Annotated in this window: 16 protein-coding genes; 2 read left to right on the top strand and 14 right to left on the bottom strand. The window is 66.9% G+C overall.

From position 1 onward, the window contains the following. Positions 1-152 precede the first annotated feature (152 nt). The 3 genes from AAD027_RS04950 to AAD027_RS04940 form a co-directional block, all read right to left on the bottom strand. On the bottom strand, positions 153-1415 hold the full coding sequence (locus AAD027_RS04950; protein WP_341724912.1) for a DUF819 family protein: 1263 nt from the start codon (positions 1413-1415) through the stop codon (positions 153-155). A gap of 64 nt (positions 1416-1479) precedes the next feature. Further along, on the bottom strand, positions 1480-3561 hold the full coding sequence (locus AAD027_RS04945; RefSeq protein WP_341724911.1) for a S9 family peptidase: 2082 nt from the start codon (positions 3559-3561) through the stop codon (positions 1480-1482). A gap of 108 nt (positions 3562-3669) precedes the next feature. After that, entirely contained in the window at positions 3670-5619 is a 1950-nt protein-coding gene (locus AAD027_RS04940; protein WP_341724910.1) for an OPT family oligopeptide transporter, read from the bottom strand. A 123-nt stretch (positions 5620-5742) separates the two neighbouring features. Between AAD027_RS04940 and AAD027_RS04935 the strand changes: the two genes are divergently transcribed. Continuing rightward, entirely contained in the window at positions 5743-7554 is a 1812-nt protein-coding gene (locus tag AAD027_RS04935) for a peptide MFS transporter (protein WP_341724909.1), read from the top strand. A 61-nt stretch (positions 7555-7615) separates the two neighbouring features. Here AAD027_RS04935 and AAD027_RS04930 read toward each other — a convergent pair whose 3' ends face one another. From AAD027_RS04930 to AAD027_RS04905, 6 genes are all read right to left on the bottom strand, one after another. Continuing rightward, the gene (locus tag AAD027_RS04930) at positions 7616-9574 is read right to left on the bottom strand and encodes an alpha/beta hydrolase family protein (protein WP_341724908.1); all 1959 of its coding nucleotides are present in this window, start codon (positions 9572-9574) and stop codon (positions 7616-7618) included. Between the two features lie 111 nt (positions 9575-9685). After that, positions 9686-10582, bottom strand: a complete 897-nt coding sequence (gene rfbD, locus AAD027_RS04925) for a dTDP-4-dehydrorhamnose reductase (protein WP_341724907.1) — start codon at positions 10580-10582, stop codon at positions 9686-9688. Continuing rightward, positions 10579-11136, bottom strand: a complete 558-nt coding sequence (gene rfbC / locus AAD027_RS04920) for a dTDP-4-dehydrorhamnose 3,5-epimerase (protein ID WP_341724906.1) — start codon at positions 11134-11136, stop codon at positions 10579-10581. The genes rfbD and rfbC overlap by 4 nt, the downstream gene beginning before the upstream one ends. Continuing rightward, positions 11133-12020, bottom strand: a complete 888-nt coding sequence (rfbA, locus tag AAD027_RS04915) for a glucose-1-phosphate thymidylyltransferase RfbA (protein WP_341724905.1) — start codon at positions 12018-12020, stop codon at positions 11133-11135. The genes rfbC and rfbA overlap by 4 nt, the downstream gene beginning before the upstream one ends. A 19-nt stretch (positions 12021-12039) precedes the next feature. After that, positions 12040-13095, bottom strand: coding sequence for a dTDP-glucose 4,6-dehydratase (gene rfbB, locus AAD027_RS04910; protein WP_341724904.1), 1056 nt, complete (start codon positions 13093-13095; stop codon positions 12040-12042). Positions 13096-13140: 45 nt separating this feature from the next. Then, complete coding sequence (locus tag AAD027_RS04905; protein WP_341724903.1) at positions 13141-13623, bottom strand: single-stranded DNA-binding protein; 483 nt, start codon at positions 13621-13623, stop codon at positions 13141-13143. A gap of 152 nt (positions 13624-13775) precedes the next feature. On the opposite strand from AAD027_RS04905, the gene AAD027_RS04900 reads away from it, so the two are divergent. Then, positions 13776-14774: a polyprenyl synthetase family protein gene (locus AAD027_RS04900; RefSeq protein WP_341724902.1), complete on the top strand. Its 999-nt coding sequence runs from the start codon at positions 13776-13778 to the stop codon at positions 14772-14774. Positions 14775-14958: 184 nt separating this feature from the next. Here the strand turns inward: AAD027_RS04900 and AAD027_RS04895 are convergent, their stop codons facing one another. From AAD027_RS04895 to AAD027_RS04875, 5 genes are all read right to left on the bottom strand, one after another. After that, complete coding sequence (locus AAD027_RS04895) at positions 14959-15741, bottom strand: dienelactone hydrolase family protein (RefSeq protein ID WP_341724901.1); 783 nt, start codon at positions 15739-15741, stop codon at positions 14959-14961. Between the two features lie 174 nt (positions 15742-15915). Beyond that, complete coding sequence (gene murD, locus AAD027_RS04890) at positions 15916-17319, bottom strand: UDP-N-acetylmuramoyl-L-alanine--D-glutamate ligase (RefSeq protein WP_341724900.1); 1404 nt, start codon at positions 17317-17319, stop codon at positions 15916-15918. Then, positions 17300-18730: a UDP-N-acetyl-alpha-D-muramoyl-L-alanyl-L-glutamate epimerase gene (gene murL, locus AAD027_RS04885; RefSeq protein WP_341724899.1), complete on the bottom strand. Its 1431-nt coding sequence runs from the start codon at positions 18728-18730 to the stop codon at positions 17300-17302. The genes murD and murL overlap by 20 nt, the downstream gene beginning before the upstream one ends. Then, positions 18727-19224 (bottom strand): hypothetical protein, encoded by a 498-nt coding sequence (locus tag AAD027_RS04880; protein WP_341724898.1) that lies wholly within the window; start codon positions 19222-19224, stop codon positions 18727-18729. Before AAD027_RS04880 ends, murL begins: the two co-directional genes overlap by 4 nt. Then, positions 19208-21838: a bifunctional aspartate kinase/diaminopimelate decarboxylase gene (locus AAD027_RS04875; RefSeq protein WP_341724897.1), complete on the bottom strand. Its 2631-nt coding sequence runs from the start codon at positions 21836-21838 to the stop codon at positions 19208-19210. The genes AAD027_RS04880 and AAD027_RS04875 overlap by 17 nt, the downstream gene beginning before the upstream one ends. Positions 21839-21852: the final 14 nt, after the last annotated feature.

Genomic DNA, 21852 nt, shown 5'->3' with positions numbered 1-21852 from the left:
GATGTGCACGATCTGTCGTTTCCCATTCGCCACCACGTCCCGCACGCATCTCCGTCGCGGCGATGCGTCGCGCGCCGTTGCGCCGCCACGCAACGAAGAAGGGCGAGGCCACCGGCCCCGCCCTTCGCTTTCCGCCACGATGCTTCGGTTGCCTACTGGCCGGCCATCATCCGCAGTATCTGGCCCAGGAAATAGGCGATCACGGTGCCCGTCGCATACCCGACGGTACCCAGCAGCACGCCGACCGGCGCCAACGTGGGGTGGAACGCGGCCGCGATCACCGGGGCCGAAGCCGCCGCCCCGATGTTGCCCATCGAGCCGACGCCGAAGTAGAACAGCGGTGCCTTGACCAGTTTCGCGGCGTACCAGATCACCAGCACGTGCACGCTCATCCAGATCACGCCGATCAACAGGAGTTCCGGGCGATCGGCGAGCTTGAGGAAATCCATCTGCATGCCGATGCAGGCGATGAGGAAATAGAGGAACACCGTGCCGATCCTGGAGGCGCCCGCGTTCTCCAGCCTGCGCACGCGCGTGAAGCTCAGCAGCAGGCCGCCCAGCGTCGACAGCACGACGATCCAGACGAACGGCGCATCGAGGCTGAACTGCGACGACCACGGCGCGTTCGCCTTGAACCAGGCCGAGGCCGGGTTGGCGATGGCGTGCGCCGCGGCGACGATGCCGAACGCCCAGCCGACGATGACCATCAGGTCGGTGAGCGTGGGGATGCGCGCGTTGGCCGCTTCGTACTCGGAGATGCGCTGCTTCATCTCGTCGATGGCGCGGGTATCGGCGCCCGAACGCTGGTCGATCTGCTGCGCCCGGTTGGCCAGGAACAACAACGTGGCCATCAACGTGCTGGCCAGCGCCACGTCCACCACCGCGAACTGCCCGAACAGCGTGGCGTCGACCTGGTAGATCTCGCGGATCGCGACCATGTTCGCGCCGCCGCCGATCCAGCTGCCCGACAGCGCCGCCATGCCCTTCCAGGTGTCGCCCGCCACGGCCGCCGGCCAGAACCACTCCATCAGCTGGAACGAGACGACGGCGCCCAGCACCACGCCCAGCGTGCCCATGACGAAGACGAACAGCAGCTTCGGCCCCAGCTTCAGGATGCCGTTGAGGTCGATCGACAGCGTCAGCAGCACCAGCGCCGCCGGCAGCAGGATGCGGCTGGCGATGGGATTGTAGAGCGCGCTGTTCTCTCCATCGATCAATCCGACCGTGTTGTACAACGCAGGCACGAAGTAGCACAGCAGCAGCGCCGGCACCCAGGCGAACACTTTCTTCCAGACCGGCGTCGGCCCGCTGGCCAGCCAGAAGATCAGCGCGAGCGTCGCGGCGATCAGGCCGAACACGACGATGTCGTTGGTGATCAGCGCTGGGGGCGCGGGCAGGGTGGATTCGATCGCCATCGGCGGTTTGCTCCGTTTCTTGAAAGGAGGAGGGCCGGTCGAAGCCGGCCCTTCCGCGATGGGATCAACGACCGATGTGCTGCTTGAGCCAGGCGTTGACGGTGTCGTGCCACAGGATGCTGTTCTGCGGCTTCAGCACCCAGTGGTTCTCGTCGGGGAAGTACAGCAGCCTGGATTCGATGCCCTTGCGCTGCAGCGCGGTGAAGGTGGACAGGCCCTGGTCCACCGGCACGCGGTAGTCCTTCTCGCCCTGCACCACCAGCATCGGCACGCGCCACATGGCGACGTGGTTGACCGGGTTGAACTTCTCGTAGTTCTTCGGCACGTCGTACGGCGTGCCACCGTTCTCCCATTCGGTGAACCACAGTTCCTCGGTCACGTAGCCCATCGAGCGGGTGTCGAACACGCCGTCGTGGTTCACCAGGCACTTCCACGGCGAGTTGCCGCCCTTGTCGAACCAGTTGCCAGCGATCCAGTTGACCATGTAGCCGCCGTAGCTGGCGCCCAGCGCGCAGGCCTTGTCGCCGTCGAGGAAGGCGTACTTCTGCTGCGCCGCGGCCCAGCCCTTCTGCAGGTCCTCGAGGGGCTTGCCGCCCCAGTCGCCGCTGATCGAATCGGTGAACTCCTGCCCGTAGCCGGTGGAACCGTGGAAGTCGATCATCACCACGGCGTAGCCCTGGCCCGCATAGGTCTGCGGATTCCAGCGGTAGCTCCAGCCATCGCCGAAGCTGCCCTGCGGGCCGCCGTGGATCAGGAACGCGACGGGATACTTCCCGCCTTCCACGTAATCGTGCGGCTTGACCACGTAGCCGTGCACGGTCTCGTTGTTCCAGCCCTTGAAGGCGAACTGCTCGTAGTCGCCGAACCGCACGTCCTCGAGCATTTCCTGGGCGCTGGGCGTGAGGGCGCGCAGCGGCGCGCCCGACGTGCTGGTGACGAACAGCTGGTCGCCGCTCTTCAGCGTATTGCGGGTGAAGGCCAGCGTGTCGCCGGCGATCTCGAAGGAGGAGACGCTGCCCTCGCCCACCACCTGCCTCACCTCGCCGCTGGCGGCGTCCACGGCGAACAGCGGATGCTGCCCCACGTCCTGCGCGGTGGTGTAGATCGTGCCGCCGTCCTGCGACAACACGATGCCTTCCGCCGAGCGGTCCCACTGCGGCGCGATCTCGCGCACCTGCTTCGTGGCCAGGTCCAGCGCCATCAGGCCGAAGCGGTCGGCCTCGAAGCCCGGGCGCTTCATCGCGCGGTAGTACAGCGTGTTGCCATCGGCGCTGAACACCGGGCCGGTGTCCCAGGCCGGATTGGCCGCGGTCAGGTTGACCGGCGCGGCACTGCCGTCGGCGGCGAGCTGGTACAGGTCGAAGTTGGTGGACCACGCCTCGCCCTTGCCGGCCACGCGGATCGCGGCCACGACGGACGCGCCATCCGGCGACCACGTGTATTCGTCGGCGCCGCCGAACGGCTTGGACGGCACGTCGCCATCCAGCGCCTCGGTCAGCGAGGTGGCGGCCGCGACCGGCCTGGCCTTGCCTTCGGGCAACGCGGCCACGAACAGCCGGCTGCGGCGGCCATCGGCCCACGTGTCCCAATGGCGCACGAACAGGCCCTCGTACACCACGCCCGTGCTCTTCTTCGCGGCGGTGTCGTCGAGCTTCTTCCTGGTGCAGGCGAAGTCCGCCTTGCACTCGGCGAACGTGTCGGTGCTGAACAGCACGCGCTTGCCGTCGGGCGAGAGCTTGTAGCTGGCCACGTCCAGCGCGAAGGCGGTCAACTGCTTCGGCGCGCCGCCAGCCACGGGCAACGCGTACAGCTGCTGCGTGCCGGACTTGGCGCTGAGGAAATAGACGGTGCTTCCATCCGGTGAGAACGAAGGCGAGTTGACGTTCCAGCCTTCGGGCGTCAGCCGCTTCGGCGGAGCCATGTCGCGCGTCAGCAGGTTGCGCACCCACAGGCTGGTGGTGGCCTTGGTCACCCCGGCATCCATCTGCCGCTTGGCGAAGACGACGGCACGGCCGTCGGGGGCCAGCACGGGCGAGGACACGCGGTCCAGCGTGGCCAGGTCGCGGACGTCGAAGCCGCGGGCGGCGGCCAGGGCCGGCAGCGCGGCCAGCAGGCAGAGGGGCAACAGGGCGGACTTCAGCTTCATCCGGGGCTCCGGCAACGGGAAAGCCCCGATGTTAGGCGCTAATCGCGCCGCGGCGCAAAGGCCATGCGGCATGTGCCGGTGCTGCGTGTGCAGCACCGGCGAGAGGCATCAGGTGGCGGACGTCTCGGGATTGCCTTTCTTGCCCGTGCGGTAGATGTACCCGCCCACCAGCGCCAGCACGACCAGACCCACCCACTGATTGAAATGCCAGCTTTCCGGCAACGCGAGGACCTCGCGATTCTCCGTCGCCCAGATCGGCACCGCGATCGCGATGCCCATCAGTGCCTCGCCGGTGATCAGCCCGGCGGCGAACAATACGCCGGGGCGGTGCACGCGCTCCTTCGTCTCGTCGTCCGCGTTCACCACCTTGTGCCAGCGCTCGACCAGATGCGCCAGCAGGCCGCCCACGAAGATCGGGACCATCAATTCCAGGGGAAGGTAGATGCCGATGGCCGCCGCCAGCACGGGCACGCGGAATTTCGCGCCCCGCGCCTTCAGCCATTCGTCGATGGCGATGATCGCCGCACCGACGACGGCACCCAGTCCGATCATGCCCCACGGCAACTTGCCGCCGAACATGCCCTGCGCCACCGACGCCATCAGCGTGGCCTGCGGCGCGGACAACGGGTTGGGGTGAGCGGCCGTCGGCGGGCCGATGCCGTAGGCCTGCGCCAGCAGGTTCAGCACCGGCGCCATGATCAGCGCGCACGAGAACGCGCCGATGCCCAGCATCAGCTGTTGCTTCCAGGGCGTGGCGCCGACGATGTAGCCCGCCTTGAGGTCCTGCAGGTTGTCGCCGCCGACCGCCGCCGCGCAGCACACCACGGCGCCGATCATGATCGCCGCCACCGCGCCGATGGGCGAATCGCGGCCCAGCAGGAACATCAGCACCACCGAGGCGAACAGGATGGTGGCGATGGTGATGCCGGACACCGGGTTGTTGGACGAACCCACCAGGCCTGCGAGATAGGCCGACACCGATACGAACAGGAAGCCGGCCACGATCATGATGATCGTCATCGGCACGCTGACGTGCCACTGGCCGACGATCGTCTGGTACAGCCCCAGGAGCGGGATCACGAACAGCACCAGAGCGATCAGCATCCACTTCATCGGCAGGTCGCGCTCGGTGTCCGCCACCACGTGGTCGGAGCCCTTGCGCGCCGCGGCAATGCCGCTGCGTATGCCCGAGACCAGCGACTTGCGCAGCGAGAACAGCGTCCAGACGCCGCCGATCAGCATCGCACCGACGCCGAGGTAACGGATCTTCGCCGACCAGATGGCGAACGCGGTGCCCTCCGCGCCGGCCCCCACGACCTGTGCGGCGAGCGCCGGGTCGCTGTCGAGGAAGAACGCGTTGTACAGCGGGATCGCGATGTGCCACGACAGCACCGCACCCGACAGCACCACGATGCCGATGTTGAGGCCGACGATGTAGCCGACGCCGAGCAGCGCCGGCGACAGGTTGGTGCCGAGGTAGGCCAACCCCTTGCCGTTGGCGAAGAAGCCCGCCTGCGCCCAGGTATCCGGGATCAGGCGCAATCCGCTGTCGGACGCCAGCTTCACCAGACCGCCGATCGCCGCGGAGATGCCGAGGATCTTCAGGCCCCGGCCGGGATTGTCGCCGGCCTTGAGCACCTCGGCCGCCGCCTTGCCTTCGGGGAACGGCAGCGGGTCCTCGACGATCATCGTGCGGCGCAGCGGCACCGAGAACAGCACGCCCAGCAGGCCGCCCAGGCCGGCGATGGCGAGCACCCACGAATAGCGGAAGTCCTGCCAGTAGCCCAGGATGATCAACGCCGGGATGGTGAAGATGACGCCCGCGGCGATCGAGGAACCGGCCGAAGCGCCGGTCTGCACGATGTTGTTCTCCAGGATCGTGCCGCCCCCCAGCAGGCGCAGCACGCCCATGGAGACGACCGCCGCCGGGATGGCGGTGGCCACGGTCAGGCCGGCGAACAGGCCCAGGTAGGCATTGGCGGCCGACAGCACCATCGCCAGGATGATGGCCAGCACGACGGCGCGGAAAGTGAGCTGCGGAGTCCCCTGCGAGGTCATTGGGCGTTCCCGGAAGGCGTAAAGCGGACAAGCTAGCGTCTGGACCCGGGCAAGTCCAGCCGTGGCGCGGCGGCCGGCGGGTCCACCGCTATACTCGGGCCGCTTTTCCCGCCGGAGCCGCCCTTGTCCCACCCCGCCCTTGCCGCCACCGGTGGCGACGACTTCCTGGGCCACCCCAAGGGCGTCTATGTCTGCTTCTTCACCGAGATGTGGGAGCGCTTCTCCTTCTACGGGATGAAGGCGCTGCTGCTGCTTTACCTGACCAAGTACCACCTGTTCGGCGACGACGCCGGCTACGACCTGCTGGGCGCATACGGCGGCCTGGTCTATTGTGTCCCGGTGATCGGCGGCATGCTGGCGGACCGCTGGCTGGGCATGCGCAAGGCGGTCGTGTTCGGCGGCGTGCTGCTGGTGCTGGGCCACGCCGGGATGGCCTTCGAAGGCACGGCGGCGGTTTCCGAGGGCGGCATCGTCGTGCGCGACGAGGGCGCGCTGCGCGCCACCTATCTGTCGCTGGCGCTGATCATCATCGGCGTGGGCTTCCTGAAGCCCAACATCTCCACCCTCGTCGGCCGCCTGTATCCGCCCGACGACCCGCGCCGGGATGGCGGCTTCAGCCTGTTCTACGCCGGCATCAACCTGGGCGCGCTGTTCGCATCGCTGGTCTGCGGCTACCTGGGCGAGACGCTGGGGTGGAAATACGGCTTCGGCGCGGCGGGCATCGGCATGCTGCTGGGCCTGGCGATGTTCCTGTGGGGACAGAAATACCTGCACGGCCATGCCGAACCGAATGCGCCGGAATCGCTGCGCGAGCGCGTGCTGGGCCTGCCGCGCGAAGGATGGATCTACCTGGCCGCTCTTGCCGGCGTACCGCCGCTGGCGTGGCTGATGTGGGCGGCCGCCAACGGTGCGTTCGCGCTCGGCGGCGAAGTATCGCTGGCGCTGGTGCTGATGCTGGCGGTGTTGCTGGCAGTGCTGGCATGGCTCGGCTGGTTCCTCGCCACGCAGTGCACGCCGGTACAACGGCGGCAGATGCTGGCGCTGATGGCGATGATCTTCATGTGCCTGGCATTCTTCACCCTGTACGAGCAGACCTACGGCTCGTGGGTGATGTTCACCGACCGCCTGCTGACCAAGGACCTGTTCCCCACCCTGGTCCAGCCACCATCGGTGGTGGTGTGGTCCGACAGCCTGCCGGCGAACGCCCGGCTGTTCCTGTCGCAGGCGCCTTGGTCGATGTGGTCGCTGCTGCTGGCACCGTTGTCGTTCGTGGTCGCGGCACGCATGTCCGACCGCGATCCGCACTCGGGCATGCCGCGCGCCCTCTTCGTTGCGGTCGCGTTGTTGATGCTGGTTCTTATGGTGCGGGACTCGGTGGTGCTGCCGCAGACCGCGGGTTCGCTGACCTACCTCGGCCCGTTGTTCCTGGTGGTGCTGGCTCCTGTCTTCGCCTGGCTGTGGGCCAGCCTGGGACGCCGCGGCCGCGATCCGTCCAAACCCTTCAAGTCCGCGCTGGGGCTCGCCTTTGCCGGCCTCTCGTTCGTACCGCTGGCCATCGCGGCCCAATACGCCGGCGAAACCGGCCAGATGGCGAGCGTATGGTGGCTGGTGCTGGCGTACCTGATCCTGGAAATCGGCGAGATGTGCCTGGCGCCCGTGGGACTGTCCGCCGTCACCCAACTGTCGGTACCGCGCGTGGTCGGCCTGATGATGGGCACCTGGTTCCTGGCCACCGCGTTCTCCGAAGCGCTGGCGGCGTTGTTCGGCAAACTCGCCGCCATCGAAATCCCGGAAGGCCAGATGCTGGACATGGCGGATGCCGCCAGCAAGTATGCCGACCTGTTCTGGCTGATGATGTGGATCGGGCTGGGCTGCGCTTTGCTGGCGCTGCTCGCGACGCCGTTGCTGAAACGGATGATGCATGGCGTGAGGTGATCGCCTCGCGTCCGCATCACAAGAGAACGGCGCCTATCGGCGCCGTTCTGATTCCGGCAAGTTACTTTGCCGTGGCACCGCCGAGATGGCGATTCAAGAACGCCAGCAGCCTGGTGTAGTACTCACGCTCATGTTCTTCCTTGTAGAAACCGTGGCCTTCGGTCTTGTAATAGAGCGTTTCCACCGGGACGCCCGCGGCCTTGAGCCTGCGCTCCATCAACTCGCTGTGGGCGATGGGCGCACGCTCATCCTCGCCGCCTGCCGCCAGGAAAACCGGTACGTTGATGCGGTCGGCCATATTGGTGGGGGAAACGGCTGAAATCTCATTGCGTTCACCGATCCAATCGCGGACGTATGTGCGACTGGAACCTTTACGCAGATCGCCTGCGGTATGAAGCATAGGCAGGTCATATACGCCGATATAACCGATCGCGCACTTGTAGAGATCCCGCTCCTTCGCTACTCCCATCAACGCCGCGTAGGCGCCATAGCTGGCGCCATAAATGCAAATTCGATCTTTTGCCGCGATCCCCTGCTCGATGGCCCAACGCGTGGAGTCGGTCAAGTCGTCCTGCATCTTGCCGCCCCACTCGCGAGCGCCAGCCTGCTTGAAGGCTCGACCGTATCCGGGCGAGCCGCGGAAATTCACCTGCAGCACCGCGTAGCCGGCTGCGGCCAGCATCTGCGGCTCGACGTGGAACCCCCAAGTGTCACGGATCTGGTAGGGGCCACCATGTGGCAGCACGATCATGGGCAGGTTCTTGCCGCTGCTTGCCTTCGGGGTCGTCAGGAAACCGTGCAGCGTCATGCCGTCGCGCGCTTTCAGCTGGATGGGCTTCATCGGCGCCATGTTGTCGGGGTCCAGCCAGTCCCTCCGGCTCAACAGGTAATCAACCTTCTTTGCCTGGGTATCGAACAGGTAGAAGTCACCGGGATTCCTGTCCGATGCAGCCTGTACCAGCGCCAGCTTTCCATCTTGGGTAGTGGAAGTCACGAACACGGCATCGTCGGGGAAGGCCGCTTCCAAGCTTCTATAGAGGCGCGCTTCCGGGCTTTCTGCATCCATGAACTGGGTACGGGGCCTGCCATCCCAGAAGATGGCGCCCACGAGATCCACGCTCTCCCCCTGCGAGTAGAGAAACCTGCCCGGGTTTACGTTCTCGTTGCGAAGAGCTTCTTTCCGCTCCCCGTTGGCAAGACTCCACGCGACAACCGAATCCGGACCTTGGGACTGTTGGATCTGAAGATAGGCAACAGTCTGATCGTGATTGAATCCCAACGGATACTCAACCCGATCCGTGACTGCTTCATCATTGATGAGTTGCCACTCCTTACCATCGCCCTCGCGGTAGAACAGCTTGTTGACATTATCGCTGCCCGCGCCATGTGCGAATCGGACTACCCCCTTGTTGTCGGCAATGAAGCTGGCGTTGCGCACGGGGGCCCGGGCCAATTGCGTACGACGCCCCGTATACACGTCCATGCGCTCCGCACGCGTATAGGTGTCCACCCCCCAGGGCTGAATGGAGACCACGACATTCCTGTCGTCGTCAGGCAGCGTATCCACCAATTCGGCCCAGATCCGCTCCGATTTCTTCTGCTGGATGTTGGTGCCCACCGACTGTGTGTCGACGCGGTATCCCACCAGAATCGTGGCCTGTCCGCCATCCGCATTCACTGCGTACAGTTCGCCCGTCAAGAGCGGTTGATCCAGCTGGCCGAACTTTTCCGCCACGGCGATGAGGACACGCTCCGGATTTACCCACCAGAAATCGTCCACATGCGAATTCTTGCTCAGTGCGAACGTTCCGGTCAGCTTGTTGTCCGAGCGCCGCATGATCGCCAGCACCGTGCGATCCTCCAGCGGCACCGTGGCCGCCAGATAATCGCCCTTGGGCGAAATCTTGATGGTTTCGAACTTGTCCTTGCGAATGAACGCAGAAACATCGACCTGCGCCATCGCTCCCGTCGGCAGGATCGCCAGACAGGCGATCAGCACCCAAGCCCCCAGCTTGCTCATTTCCATCCCCTTGACTTGCCGCCACCCTGCGGCTCATGGCAAATGATGAACGGGATTGGAGAGCTGACGCAAGCTGGGTGCCCGCATCTCCGCGAGAAGCCTTCTCCCCGATCAGTGCGGCATGCCGTCGAGCACACGTTCCAAGCCTGTCTGCCAGTCTGGAATCGGCCAAGGGAGAAGCTTCCGCAAGCGCTCGACGTCCAGCATGGAATAGGCTGGACGCGCGGCGCGCGTAGGATATTCCAGCGTCGTGATGGGCATCACGCGCGGTGCGCGATGCAGCAGCCCATGTGCGACCGCTCCCGCGAATATGGATTCGGCGAAGCCATGCCAGCTGGTTTCCCCCAGCGCCGTGAGATGAAACGTGCCCTCCGGCCGATCCTCTCTCGCCAGCAACGCGGCCGTCGCATCCGCGATCAGGTACGCCGGAGTGGGAGTGCCGACCTGATCGGCCACCACCCGCAATTCGTCGCGTTCGGCGCCCAGCCGCAGCATCGTGCGCAGGAAGTTATGGCCGTGCGCGCCGTACACCCAGGCCGTGCGCAGGATCAGGTGATCGCCTCCCGCCGCACGGATGGCGTCTTCCCCCGCCAGCTTGCTGGCGCCGTACACACCCAGCGGCGCGGTGGGATCGTCCTCGCGATAAGGACGCGTACCCCGACCATCGAAGACGTAGTCGGTGGAGTAATGCACCAACGGAATGCCGTGTGCGACGCATGCCGCGGCCAACACGCCAGGCGCCGTCGCATTGGCGCGGAACGCGGCGTCCGCATCGTCCTCGGCCTTGTCGACCGCGGTATAGGCGGCCGCATTGACCACGATGGCGGGACCGATGCGATCGACCAGCGCACCCAGCGTATCCGGTCGGTCGAAATCGGCGACCTCGCAAACACTGCCGTCCGGCAGTCCACCGGAACGCATGGTCGCGACGACCTCGCCCAACGACGCAAGACTGCGACGGAGTTCATGGCCCACCTGGCCATTGGCGCCCAGCAGGAGGATCTTCATGCCGTGAAGATCGGCAACCGGTCGGACGCGATGTCCGCCAATCGCGGAGCGGCTTCGTCTTTCGGCGACAGAAGAGGCGCGCTGACCGGCCAGTCGATGCCGATGGCCGGATCGTCCCAGCGCACGCTCGCATCGGCCGTCTTGTCGTAGACGGCAGTGCAGAGATAGCTGAACACCGCGCGCTCGGACAGCACGGCGAAGCCGTGGGCAAAGCCTTCCGGAATCCACAACTGGCGCTTGTTCCCGGCGCTCAGCACAACGGCGGCCCATTGACCGAAACGGGGCGAACCCTGGCGGATATCGACGGCGACGTCGTACACCTCGCCTTCCAGTACGCTGACCAGCTTGCCCTGCGGATTGGGCCACTGGTAATGCAGTCCACGCAGCACGCCGCGTGCCGACGACGACACGTTGCTCTGCACGAACCGGGTAGGCAAGCCATGCCGCCCATGGCGTTCGGCATTCCATGCCTCGAAGAAGAAACCCCGGTCATCGCCGAACACCGTGGGCTCGATGACCCTGCACCCCGGCAGGCTGGTTTCGATGACCTTCATCGCACGACGCCACGTGCCGCCAACGAGAGCAGGTATTGCCCGTAGCCGTTCCTGGCCAGCGGCGCGGCCAGCTTCTCGAGCTGGGCGGCATCGATCCAGCCATTGCCGAAGGCGACCTCCTCCGGGCAACAGATACGCAGGCCCTGCCGGGCCTCGATCGTGCCGATGAAATTGGAAGCCTCCAGCAACGACTGGTATGTGCCCGTGTCCAGCCAGGCGTGGCCGCGGCCCAGCGCCTCGATGTGCAGGGACCCGGAATCGAGATAGCGGCGATTGAGATCCGTTATCTCCAGCTCGCCGCGTGCGGAAGGCTTGATTTCGGCGGCATAGTCGCTCGCGTTGCCATCGTAGAAATAAAGCCCTGTCACGGCGTAGTTCGATCGCGGCTTGGCCGGTTTTTCCTCGATGCCGAGGACTTGGCCGCCCGCGTCGAACTCGACCACCCCATACCGTCCAGGATCGCTTACCCAATAGCCGAATACCGTCGCGCCTTCCGTGCGCGAATCGGCACGATGCAGCATCTCGCTGAATCCGTGCCCATGGAAGATGTTGTCTCCCAGCACCAGGCAACTCGGTTTGCCCGCGATGAATTCGCGGCCGATCAGGTAAGCCTGCGCAAGACCATCAGGACTGGGTTGCACGGCGTATTCGATCCGCATGCCCCACTGCGAACCGTCCCCCAGCAGCGTCTTGAACAGGGCCTGTTCGTGGGGCGTATTGATCACCAGCACTTCGCGTATTCCCGCCAGCATCAGTACGCTGAGCGGGTAATAGATCATCGGCTTGTCGTAGACCGGCAGCAGCTGCTTGCTGATGGCCTGCGTGATGGGATACAGGCGGGTACCGGAACCGCCGGCCAGGATGATGCCCTTGCGTGTCGTCATCTGTGGTCAGTCCTTTGCATCAGGCGGACATGCCCATGCGTTCCAGGCGGTAGCTGCCGTCCAGCACCCGCTTCACCCAGCCCTGATTGGCCAAGTACCAATCGACGGTCTCGGCGATGCCCCGCTCGAAAGTGTACTCCGGCTCCCAGCCCAGTTCGTCCCGAAGCTTGGAGGCATCGATGGCGTAGCGGCGATCATGGCCGGGCCGATCCGCGACGAAGGTGATCTGGCTGGCGCGCGGCTTGCCGTCCTCGCGCGGACGGCGCTGGTCCAGCAACGCGCAGATCGCGTGCACGACTTCCAGGTTCTGCTTCTCGGCGTTGCCGCCGATGTTGTAGGTTTCGCCAACGCGTCCCTTCTGCAGCACCGTGCGGATCGCCTGGCAATGATCGCCGACGAACAGCCAGTCGCGCACGTTCTTGCCGTCGCCATAGACCGGTAGCGGCTCACCGGACAGCGCCCGCGCGATGACCAGCGGGATGAGCTTTTCCGGGAAATGGTACGGGCCGTAGTTGTTGGAGCAATGGGTGGTCAGCACCGGCAGGCCGTAGGTGTGGTGAAATGCCCGCACCAGGTGGTCCGAGGCCGCCTTGGAAGCGGAATAGGGCGAGTTCGGCGCGTAAGGCGTGGCTTCGGTGAACTTGCCGGTATCGCCCAGCGAGCCGTAGACCTCGTCGGTCGAGACATGCAGGAAGCGGAAGGCCTCGCGACGCTCGCCCTCCAGTGTCTTCCAGTAGTCGCGCACCGATTCGAGCAACCCCAGCGTGCCGACGACATTCGTCTTGATGAAGGCCGCGGGACCGTCGATGGAACGGTCCACATGGCTCTCGGCCGCGAAGTTCACCACCGCTTCCGGCCGGTGCTCGGCCAGCAGGCGCGCCACCAACACGCGGTCGCCGATATCGCCGTGCACGAACACGTGCAGCGAATTTTCCCGGATGGACGCCAGCGTATCCAGGTTGCCCGCGTACGTCAGGGCGTCCAGGTTGATGACGCGAATGCCCTGCGCGACGGCGCGCAGCACGAAATTGCCCCCAATGAAACCGGCGCCGCCAGTGATGAGCCAGGTCGGCACATTGAGCTCCATGTCCAGGCGATTTCTTCAGGTTTGGCGCAACGATCAGAACGGAATGTCGTCGTCCGCGAAATCGTCCACTGGCGCCTGCTGCGGGGCCGGGGCCTGGCGACGCGGGGCGTTGCCGGAAGACGCGCCGTAGTCCTGGCGCGGCGGGCGCGCCGCGCGCTCGCCACCACCGCCACCGCCCTCGCCACGGCCGCCCAGCATCTGCATCTCGTCGGCGATGATGTCGGTGGAGTACTTCTCCACGCCGTCTTGGCCGGTGTACTTGTCGTAGCGCAGCGAGCCTTCCACGTAGACCGAGCTGCCCTTGCGCAGATATTCGCCGGCGATCTCGCCCAATTTGCCGAAGAACACCACGCGGTGCCACTCGGTGCGCTCCTGCTGGTTGCCGTCCTTGTCCTTGCGCACGCTGGTGGTGGCCAGGCTGATCCGGGTGATCGCCATGCCGCCCTGCGTGTAGCGGGTTTCCGGGTCGTTGCCGAGGTTGCCGACCAGGATGACTTTGTTGATGCCACGGGCCATATCGTTATTCCATTCAGAAACACCCGCCACGCGCGGGCATAGACCAGTGGAGTATACCTTCGCGCCGGCGGCCATCGGCGCGAACCCCGGCCCGATGTCAGAAAACACCGCCCGAACCCCTATAATTTCGCGACCCTACTGCCGCGATCCGCATGTCCGCCGTCGAATCCCCCCGCCCCGCCCTCGCCCTGGCCGGCATCCAGTCGCTCGCCCGGGCCGACATGGCCGCCGTGGACGCCCTGATCCGCGCCCGGCTGGCCTCCGATGTGGTGCTGATCAACCAGATCGCCGACCACATCGTCTCCGCCGGCGGCAAGCGCCTGCGGCCGATGCTGGTGGTGCTGGCGGGACAGGCCTGCGGTCCGGTCCGCGCCGACCACCACCAACTGGCGGCGATCGTCGAGTTCATCCATACCTCCACCCTGCTGCACGACGACGTGGTGGACGAATCCGACCTGCGCCGTGGCCGCAGCACCGCCAATGCGCTATGGGGCAACGCGCCCAGCGTGCTGGTCGGCGATTTCCTGTATTCGCGCAGTTTCCAGCTGATGGTGGAACTGGACCGCATGGACGTGATGCGCCTGCTGGCCGACACCACCAACCGCATCGCCGAAGGCGAAGTGCTGCAGTTGCTGCACGTGCACAACCCGGACACGGACGAAGCGGCCTACCTGCGCGTCATCGAACGCAAGACCGCGGTGCTGTTCGCCGCCGGTACCCAGTTGGGTGCGCTGGCGTCGGGCGCGGACGCGGCCACGCAGCGGAAGCTCTACGACTACGGCATGCACCTGGGCTACGCCTTCCAGATCGCCGACGATGTGCTGGATTACACCGCCGACGCCGCCGACCTGGGCAAGAACCTGGGCGACGACCTGGCCGAAGGCAAGGCCACCCTGCCGCTGATCCATGCGATCCGCCATTCGGACGCCGCCACCACCGCCCGCCTGCGCGAGATCGTCCAGCAGGGCGATGGCGCCGCCATGCCGGAAGTGCTGTCCGCGATCCAGGCCACCGGCGGCCTGGCCTACAGCCAGCGCCGCGCCCACGAATACGCCGCCGCCGCCGAACGCGCCCTGGACGGCCTGCCCGAGAGCGATGCCCTGGCGGCCCTGCGCGGGTTGGCCCGCTACGCGGTGGAACGCAAGCATTGATCGCAGGCGGCGGGCACGGCACCGCAGGATGCGGGCCATACCCGCGATGCTGCGCGGCGGCATGAGGGAACAAGAGCATCGCGCCCATGGGGCGCTCCCACAAGGTTTGTGTCTGTAGGAGCGCCCCATGGGCGCGATGCTTTTCGTGCCGGCGCGGAGAAGACCGCCGCGCCGAAGATTCCGTCTACGGTGCGAACCGCTCGCGGAAGAAGTCCGCCATCATCCGGTAGGCACGCTTGGCCGAGCGCTCGTGGTAGACGCAGCCCGGCGGATTGTTGGCGTCGGATTCGGCGAAGCAGTGCACGGCGCCGCTGAAATTGACGAACTGCCAGTCGGCGCCGGCGCCCTTCATCTCGTCCTCGAAAGCCGCGATTTCCGCCGCGCTGACGTAGCTGTCGTCGGCGCCGTTGAGCACCAGCACCGGCGACTCCACCGCGCCCTCGGCGGGCAGGTCGGTGGCCAGGCCGCCATGCAGGCTGACGATGCCGGCCAGCGCATCGCCCCCGCGCGCCAGCTCAAGCACCGTGCTGCCACCGAAACAGAAACCGAAGGCGCCGATCCGCGACGCATCGACCAGAGAAGGCGGTTGCTGCTTCAGTACTTCGACCGCCTTCCGGATACGCGCGCGCAACGTGGGGCGGTCCTCGCGCAAAGCGGTCGCGACCGGCCCGGCTTCGGCGTCGTTCTTCGGACGGATCATCTTGCCGTACACGTCCGCCACCAGCACCACATAGTCGTCGCCCGCCACCTGGCGTGCCTTCGCCAGCGCTGATTCATTGACCCCCTGCCAGTTCGGCACCATCACCAGGCCGGGACGCGGTTGCTTCGCCGCATCGTCGTAGACCAGGTAGCCGGCGAACGTGTCCTGCCCGATCGTCCATTCGATGGGCTCGGCCTTGGGGGCGGCCAGGGCGGAGGGCGCCCATAGCGCCGCCAACAGCAACGACAAACACGAGGTCCTGCGCATGCGGGGTTCTCCTCTTCGGTGAAAAGACACTGCCAAGTGTACGCCGCCGCCTGCGGACCCATTGGTAACGGCGTGCTTTCAGGCAAGCGATCCGATCCAGAGGAATGCGGCGCCCGGCCGCTTCACGCGGTCGCTACCAAGCCACGTGCCCCCGCCGCCGCCATGCGATGGCGCTCAGGCGATCCCGAGCCCCGCGATCGCGGAAATGCTGTCCGGATCGAATCCTGCCAACTCGGCGAAATGACGGCCCCGGGCGACGTAGTCGCGGTACTGGCCGAAACTGGGCGCGCCGGGCGACAACAGCACCACGCCCTGTCCGTCCAGCAATGCCTGTGCCTGCGCCAATGCCTGCGGCAACGTATCCGCGGCCGCCAATGCGACTCCCGCGTCTTGCGCGACCGCCTCCAGCAACGCGTGGATGCGCGGGCCGTTGGCGCCCATCGTGACGATCGCGGCAGGCGCCGACGTCCGCATCCGTTCGGCGAACCCGACCCAGTCCACCCCGCGGTCGTGTCCACCCACCAGCAAGGCGATGCGCTGCCCCGCGAAGCACTCCAGCGCGGCCAGCGTGGCATGCGGCGTGGTGCTGATCGAGTCGTTGACGTAGGTGATGCCGTCGCGCGTTCCCAGCGCCTGCAGCCGGTTCGGCAACGGACGGAATGTGCGGGCGGCCGACGCCAGCGGCAGCGCCTCGATGCCGGCCGCTTCCAGCGCCGCCAGCACCGCGCACAGGTTGCCGCGGTTGTGCCGGCCCGGCAGGGGCAGCGGACGCGTATCCATCACGAACGTGTCGCCGCGGTACAGATCGTCGTTGCGCAGGTGCCAACCATCGGCGCGGTTGAACCAGCGCACCTCGCTGTCCGGCAGGTCCAGCGCCGCCAGCCGCGGATCGGCGGCGTTCAACACCGCGATGCGCGGGCGAGCCCGCGTGACCAGCGCCAGCTTGTCCTCGATGTAGCGCGCCTCGCTGCCGTGCCAGTCCAGGTGCTCCGGAAACAGGTTCAGCACCACGGCGATGGCCGGCCGCGCGCCGCTGGTGGCGACATCGCCGGTCTGGTAGCTGGATAGCTCGATGGCCCAGTAATCCGGCGCGGGCACGGGGTCCAACACCTCCAGCAGCGGCAGGCCGATATTGCCCGCCAGCGCGGTGCGATGGCCGGCCGCGCGCAGCAGGTGGGCCAGCAGGGAGGTCGTCGTGCTCTTGCCCTTGGTGCCGGTCACGCAGATCGCATGCGGCACGACCCCGTCCGCGCCGGCATGCTCGGCGAACCACAGCGAGGTGCCGCCGATGAAGCGCGTGCCCCGCGCGGCGGCGGCCAGGGCCTCCGACTTGTTCGGACTGATGCCCGGCGATTTGACGACGACCTCGAAGGCGGCGAGACGTTCGGCCGTGGGCTGCGTTTCCACCTCCAGCGCCGCATCGCCCAAGGCCAATGCCTCGGCGGCCTCCTCGGGATTGCAGAACAGCGTCAGCGCGAGCCGCGGCAGCCGCGCGCGGATCGCCTGATAGGCCGTCCGTCCTTCGCGGCCCCAGCCCCACAGCGCCGCGCGACGACCGTCAAGCTGCGAAATTCGCACGCAGGCGCTCCCACAGCGCGGCCGGGATGCGGTGCTCGCCACCGATGTCCAGCAGCGGCGCCACAGCCAGTTCGGCGGCTTCCAGCTGCGGGCGGATCTCGCGATTGAAGCGAGCCACGATCGCGTCCTCGCGCCACTCCGGCCGGTCGCCCAGCGCGGCCATCGCCGCACGCGACTCCTGGCCTTCGCCCACGCATTCGAACGGCTTGTGGTCCTGATATTCCAGCAGCGCGTCGAACCCGCCCACCTGGCCGGCATCGTCCAGCAGGTTGCGGCCGAAGATGCCCACCAGCCGCGGCTTGGGCATGAACGGCGCCAGCGCCAGGAACACGAAATGGCATTTCGGGCACACGCCGCACCAGCGGTTGGTGGGACGCTCGCCCAGCAAGTGGAAATTGCGGTTGCAACTGGAGAAATGCGCGTCGTAATGGTCGGTGCGCGCGAACTGCCGCGCCACCGCCAGCTCCGATAGCGGGCGCAGCAGCGAGTAGTACTTCAGGTCCGCGGCGACATGCGACTGCACGTACTCGCCGAAGGCCTGCTCGAACGCCCAGCCCTTCGACCACTGGTGGTTCACCTCGCCGGTGCCCGGGATCATGCTGCCGTAGCTGGCCGAGCGCTCGTTGGAGAACACCACCTGGTCCACGCCCTGCAACAACGCGGCCAGCACCATGATCGCCGAATTGATCGCGGTGACCGGGATGTGCCCGTTCCATGCGCCCTGGCGGTTGTACTCGAACAGCTCCGGCGCCAGCGCGCGGCCGATGTTGAGCGTGGGCAGGCCGGTACGCGCGGCGCAGGCGGCGATCAACTGCGAACCGCCGATCCAGGTCACGGTCTGTTCGATGCCCGCATTGCGGAGCGCCTCGATGCTGACCAGCGAATCCTTGCCGCCGCCGATGGCGACCAGCGCGTGTTCGCGCAGGCCCACCGCAATCGCTCCTGTAGGAGGGGTTGACCAGCCATTCGGCTGTTGAAAACCAGCCCCGACACTTTTGTCTTCGTCTGCCAGGCCGGTCGGGGCTGAAGCCCCTCCTGCAGGGAAGCGCACGCGGCCATGCAGGCTCAGTCCGTTGCGGTAGGCGAACTCGCCCAGGCCGTGCACGTACACCTGCTCCATCAACACCGCCGTGGCCGAATCGATGGCGTAGCCGTCGATGCGGATCTCGCTGGGCACGGCCGCCTTGTAGTAGCTGACGCCGGTGATCAGGTGCAGCAGGCGCAGCGCACGCTCCACCGCTTCCGCGCGGGCGGCGTCCAATGCGAACGGCGCCCCGGGGATAGTGACGGTCTCGGTCAGTTCGGGGCCGTCGTCGAAGGCATACACCAGTCGCGCAACGCCGCTTTCCGCATCGAACGAACAGCGGACGAAGCGGAAGGAACGGATGGTGGTTTTGTCGAAAAGGCTCATGGTTGACCCGTGGTGGTGCCCGCCTGCCGGCGCAGGTAGCGGCGGCAGGCGAAATATTCGAGGAGGAAGGCAGGTACCGCGCCGTACACGACGGCGAAAGCGGAACCGTAGAAGACGATCACCGGCAACCAGGCCAGCGCATCCCGCCAGGGCTCGGGCTGTGCCGTCATCCACTGATCGGCCGCCGTGGCCGCCAGCACCCAGCCCGCCAGCAGCAACGGAAACAGCAGGAAGGCGATCAGCAGCGTGCGCAGTGCAAGACCGCCCGCCTTCCAGCGGCGCCCGGCGCGCTGCGCCCGGCGATGCCATGCCGACGCCAGCCACGCCGCCAACCCGGCGGCCAGGGCCGACACGGGTGCGAACTTCAGTGCATTGCCCAGTCCGTCGCCCTGCGGCAATCGCTGCCAGCCGCTGACGACGGTGACGAACGCCACCACCAGCAGCAGCGCCGCCAGCAACGCGCTGACCAGCACGAATTCAGCGCGCGGCGCCATCGTTCCCATCCCCGCCGATGACGTCCTCTGCCGGCAGTTCGCGCAGGTTGTAGGTATTGGCCATCGAATAGCCGTAGGCGCCCGCATCGGCGAGCAGCAGCACGTCGCCTTCGGCGGTCGCAGCGGGCAGGCGCCGGCGCTTGCCGAACACGTCGCTGGATTCGCAGATCGGGCCGACCACGTCGAAGACGTCTTCGGCCGTATCGTCCAGTCGCGTCAGGTTGGCGACGTCGTGCCAGGCGTCGTACAGCGCCGGCCGCATCAGCGCGTTCATGCCGGCATCGGCGCCGACGCGGCGGATGCCCTGCTTTTCCACCACCTGCGTCACGTGGGTGAGCAGCACGCCGGATTCGGCCACCAGGTAACGGCCGGGTTCGATTACCAACTGGTAGCCGGGGTATGCGGCCTTGATCTCGGCCAGGCCGGCGGACCATGCCTCCAGGTCGAACGGCTCGTCGTCCTCGGTGTACGGAATCGGCAGGCCGCCGCCGATGTCGATGCTCTGGATGGTGCCGATCTGCTCGGCGATGCCGCCCAGCTCGTCGAACACCTGGCGCCAGTGCTGTGCGGTTTCCACGCCGCTGCCCAGGTGCGCGTGCAGGCCGACGATGCGGATGTCCAGCGCGCGCGCTTCGGCCAGGAACTCCTCCACGCGCGACAACGGCAGGCCGAACTTGGACGTCTTGCCGCCGGTCTTGACCTTGTCGTGGTGGCCGTCGCCGCGCCCCAGGTCAACGCGCAGCCACAGTTCGCGGCCGCGGAACAGTTCGGGCCAGTGCTTCAGCGCCTCGACGTTGTCCAGGGTGACGGTGACGCCCTTATCCAGCGCGAACGCATACTCGCCGCGCGGCGCGAAGCTGGGGGTGAACAGCACGTTCTGCACCGGCAGCGCCGGCACGGCGGCGAACACGCGCTCCAGTTCGCCCTGCGACACGCACTCCAACCCGAAGCCTTCCGCCACGATGGCGTTCAACAGCGCGGGGTGCGAGTTGGCCTTGATCGCGTAGAAGCGGCGGTCGATGGCCGGGATCGCGGCCAGCGCGCGCGCGCGCGCCTGCACAGTGGCCAGGTGGTAGACATAACGCGGCGTCCCCGCCCGCGCCAGCGACAGCAGGGCATCGCGTTCGCCCCGCGCCCGCCACCACGGCGTGCCGCGGCGGCGCACGCCGCCGACGATCTCGCGCCAGCGCGGGCCGAACACGCTGGTCTCCTCCACCGGCATCGCGTCGCTTTCGATCAGCGCGGCGTGCAGCACCGGCAGCAGGCCATCGGCATCGGCCTCGTCGATGACGAAGGTCAGGTTGAGGTCGTTGGACGATTGCGAGATCAGGTGCACGCGCTCGCGGCCGAACATCGCCCATACGTCCGACAGCTTGTGCAGCAGCGAACGCATGCCGCGGCCGACCAGGGTGATGGCGGTGCACGGCGCGATCACCTTGACCCGGCAGATTTCCGCCAGGTCGGCCGACAGCGCGGCCAGCACGTCGGTGTTGACCAGGTTCTCGCTGGGGTCCAGCGACACGGTGACGTTGGTCTCCGACGAACCGATCAGGTCCACCGACAGGCCGTGCTTCTTGAAGCGCGCGAACACGTCGGCCAGGAAGCCCACCTGCTGCCACATGCCGATGCCTTCCATCGACACCAGCACGATGCCGTTGCGGCGGCTGATCGCCTTCACGCCCGGCACCGTCCGCGCGTTGCCATCGATGCTGGTGCCCGGCAGGTCGGGACGCTCGGTGTCCAGGATCGCCATCGCCACGCCGGCATCGCGGCACGGCTTGATGGAACGGGGATGCAGCACCTTGGCGCCGGTGGTGGCGATTTCCTGCGCTTCGTAATAGTCCAGCCGCGTCAGCAGGCGCGCGTCCGGCACTTCGCGCGGGTTGGCGCTGAACATGCCCGGCACGTCGGTCCAGATTTCCACCCGCTGCGCGCCCAGCAGCGCACCGAAGTACGCCGCGGAGGTATCCGAGCCGCCGCGACCGAGGATGGCGGTGCCGCCGTCGGCGTGGCGCGAGATGAAGCCCTGCGTCAGCAGCAGGCCGTTGGGCTGCTCGGCGAACGCGCGGCGCCAGTCCTGGTCCGGCGCGGTGTTGCACGAAACCGACAGCCGCTGCGCCCAGGCGTTCTGGTTGGGCAGGATACTGGCCTGCAGCCAGTGCCGCGCGTCCACCCAGCCGAAATCCAGGCCCTGCGCGCGCAGGTAGGCCGCGCCCAGCGTGGACGACAGCAGTTCGCCCTGGCCCAGCACCTCCGCCTGCCAGTCCAGTGCGCGGCTCGCCACGCGTGGATCGACCAGCAGGTTGCGCAGCACGGCCAGGCGTTCGCCCAGCACCGCGTCGGCATCCAGTTCCAGTTCGGCGAGGAACTCGCGGTGGCGTTGCTCCAGTTTCGCCACGCGCTCGGCGCTATCGGCGGCGCCGTCGGCGATCGCGGTCAACTCGTTGGTGACGCCGGACAGCGCCGACACCACCACCAGCACGCGCGCGCCGTTCTCGTCCGCCCGTTGTTTCGCCAACCGGCCGATCGTGTCCCAACGGTGGCGACGCGACACCGAGGTGCCGCCGAACTTGAGGACGATCCAACGATCAGATGCGGGGGAGGCGGAAGGCATGGATAGAATGGGCA

It is taken from the genome of Pseudoxanthomonas putridarboris (assembly GCF_038321125.1).
Taxonomy (GTDB): Bacteria; Pseudomonadota; Gammaproteobacteria; order Xanthomonadales; family Xanthomonadaceae; genus Pseudoxanthomonas_A; species Pseudoxanthomonas_A putridarboris.
This window is presented reverse-complemented; position numbering and strand designations above follow the sequence as displayed.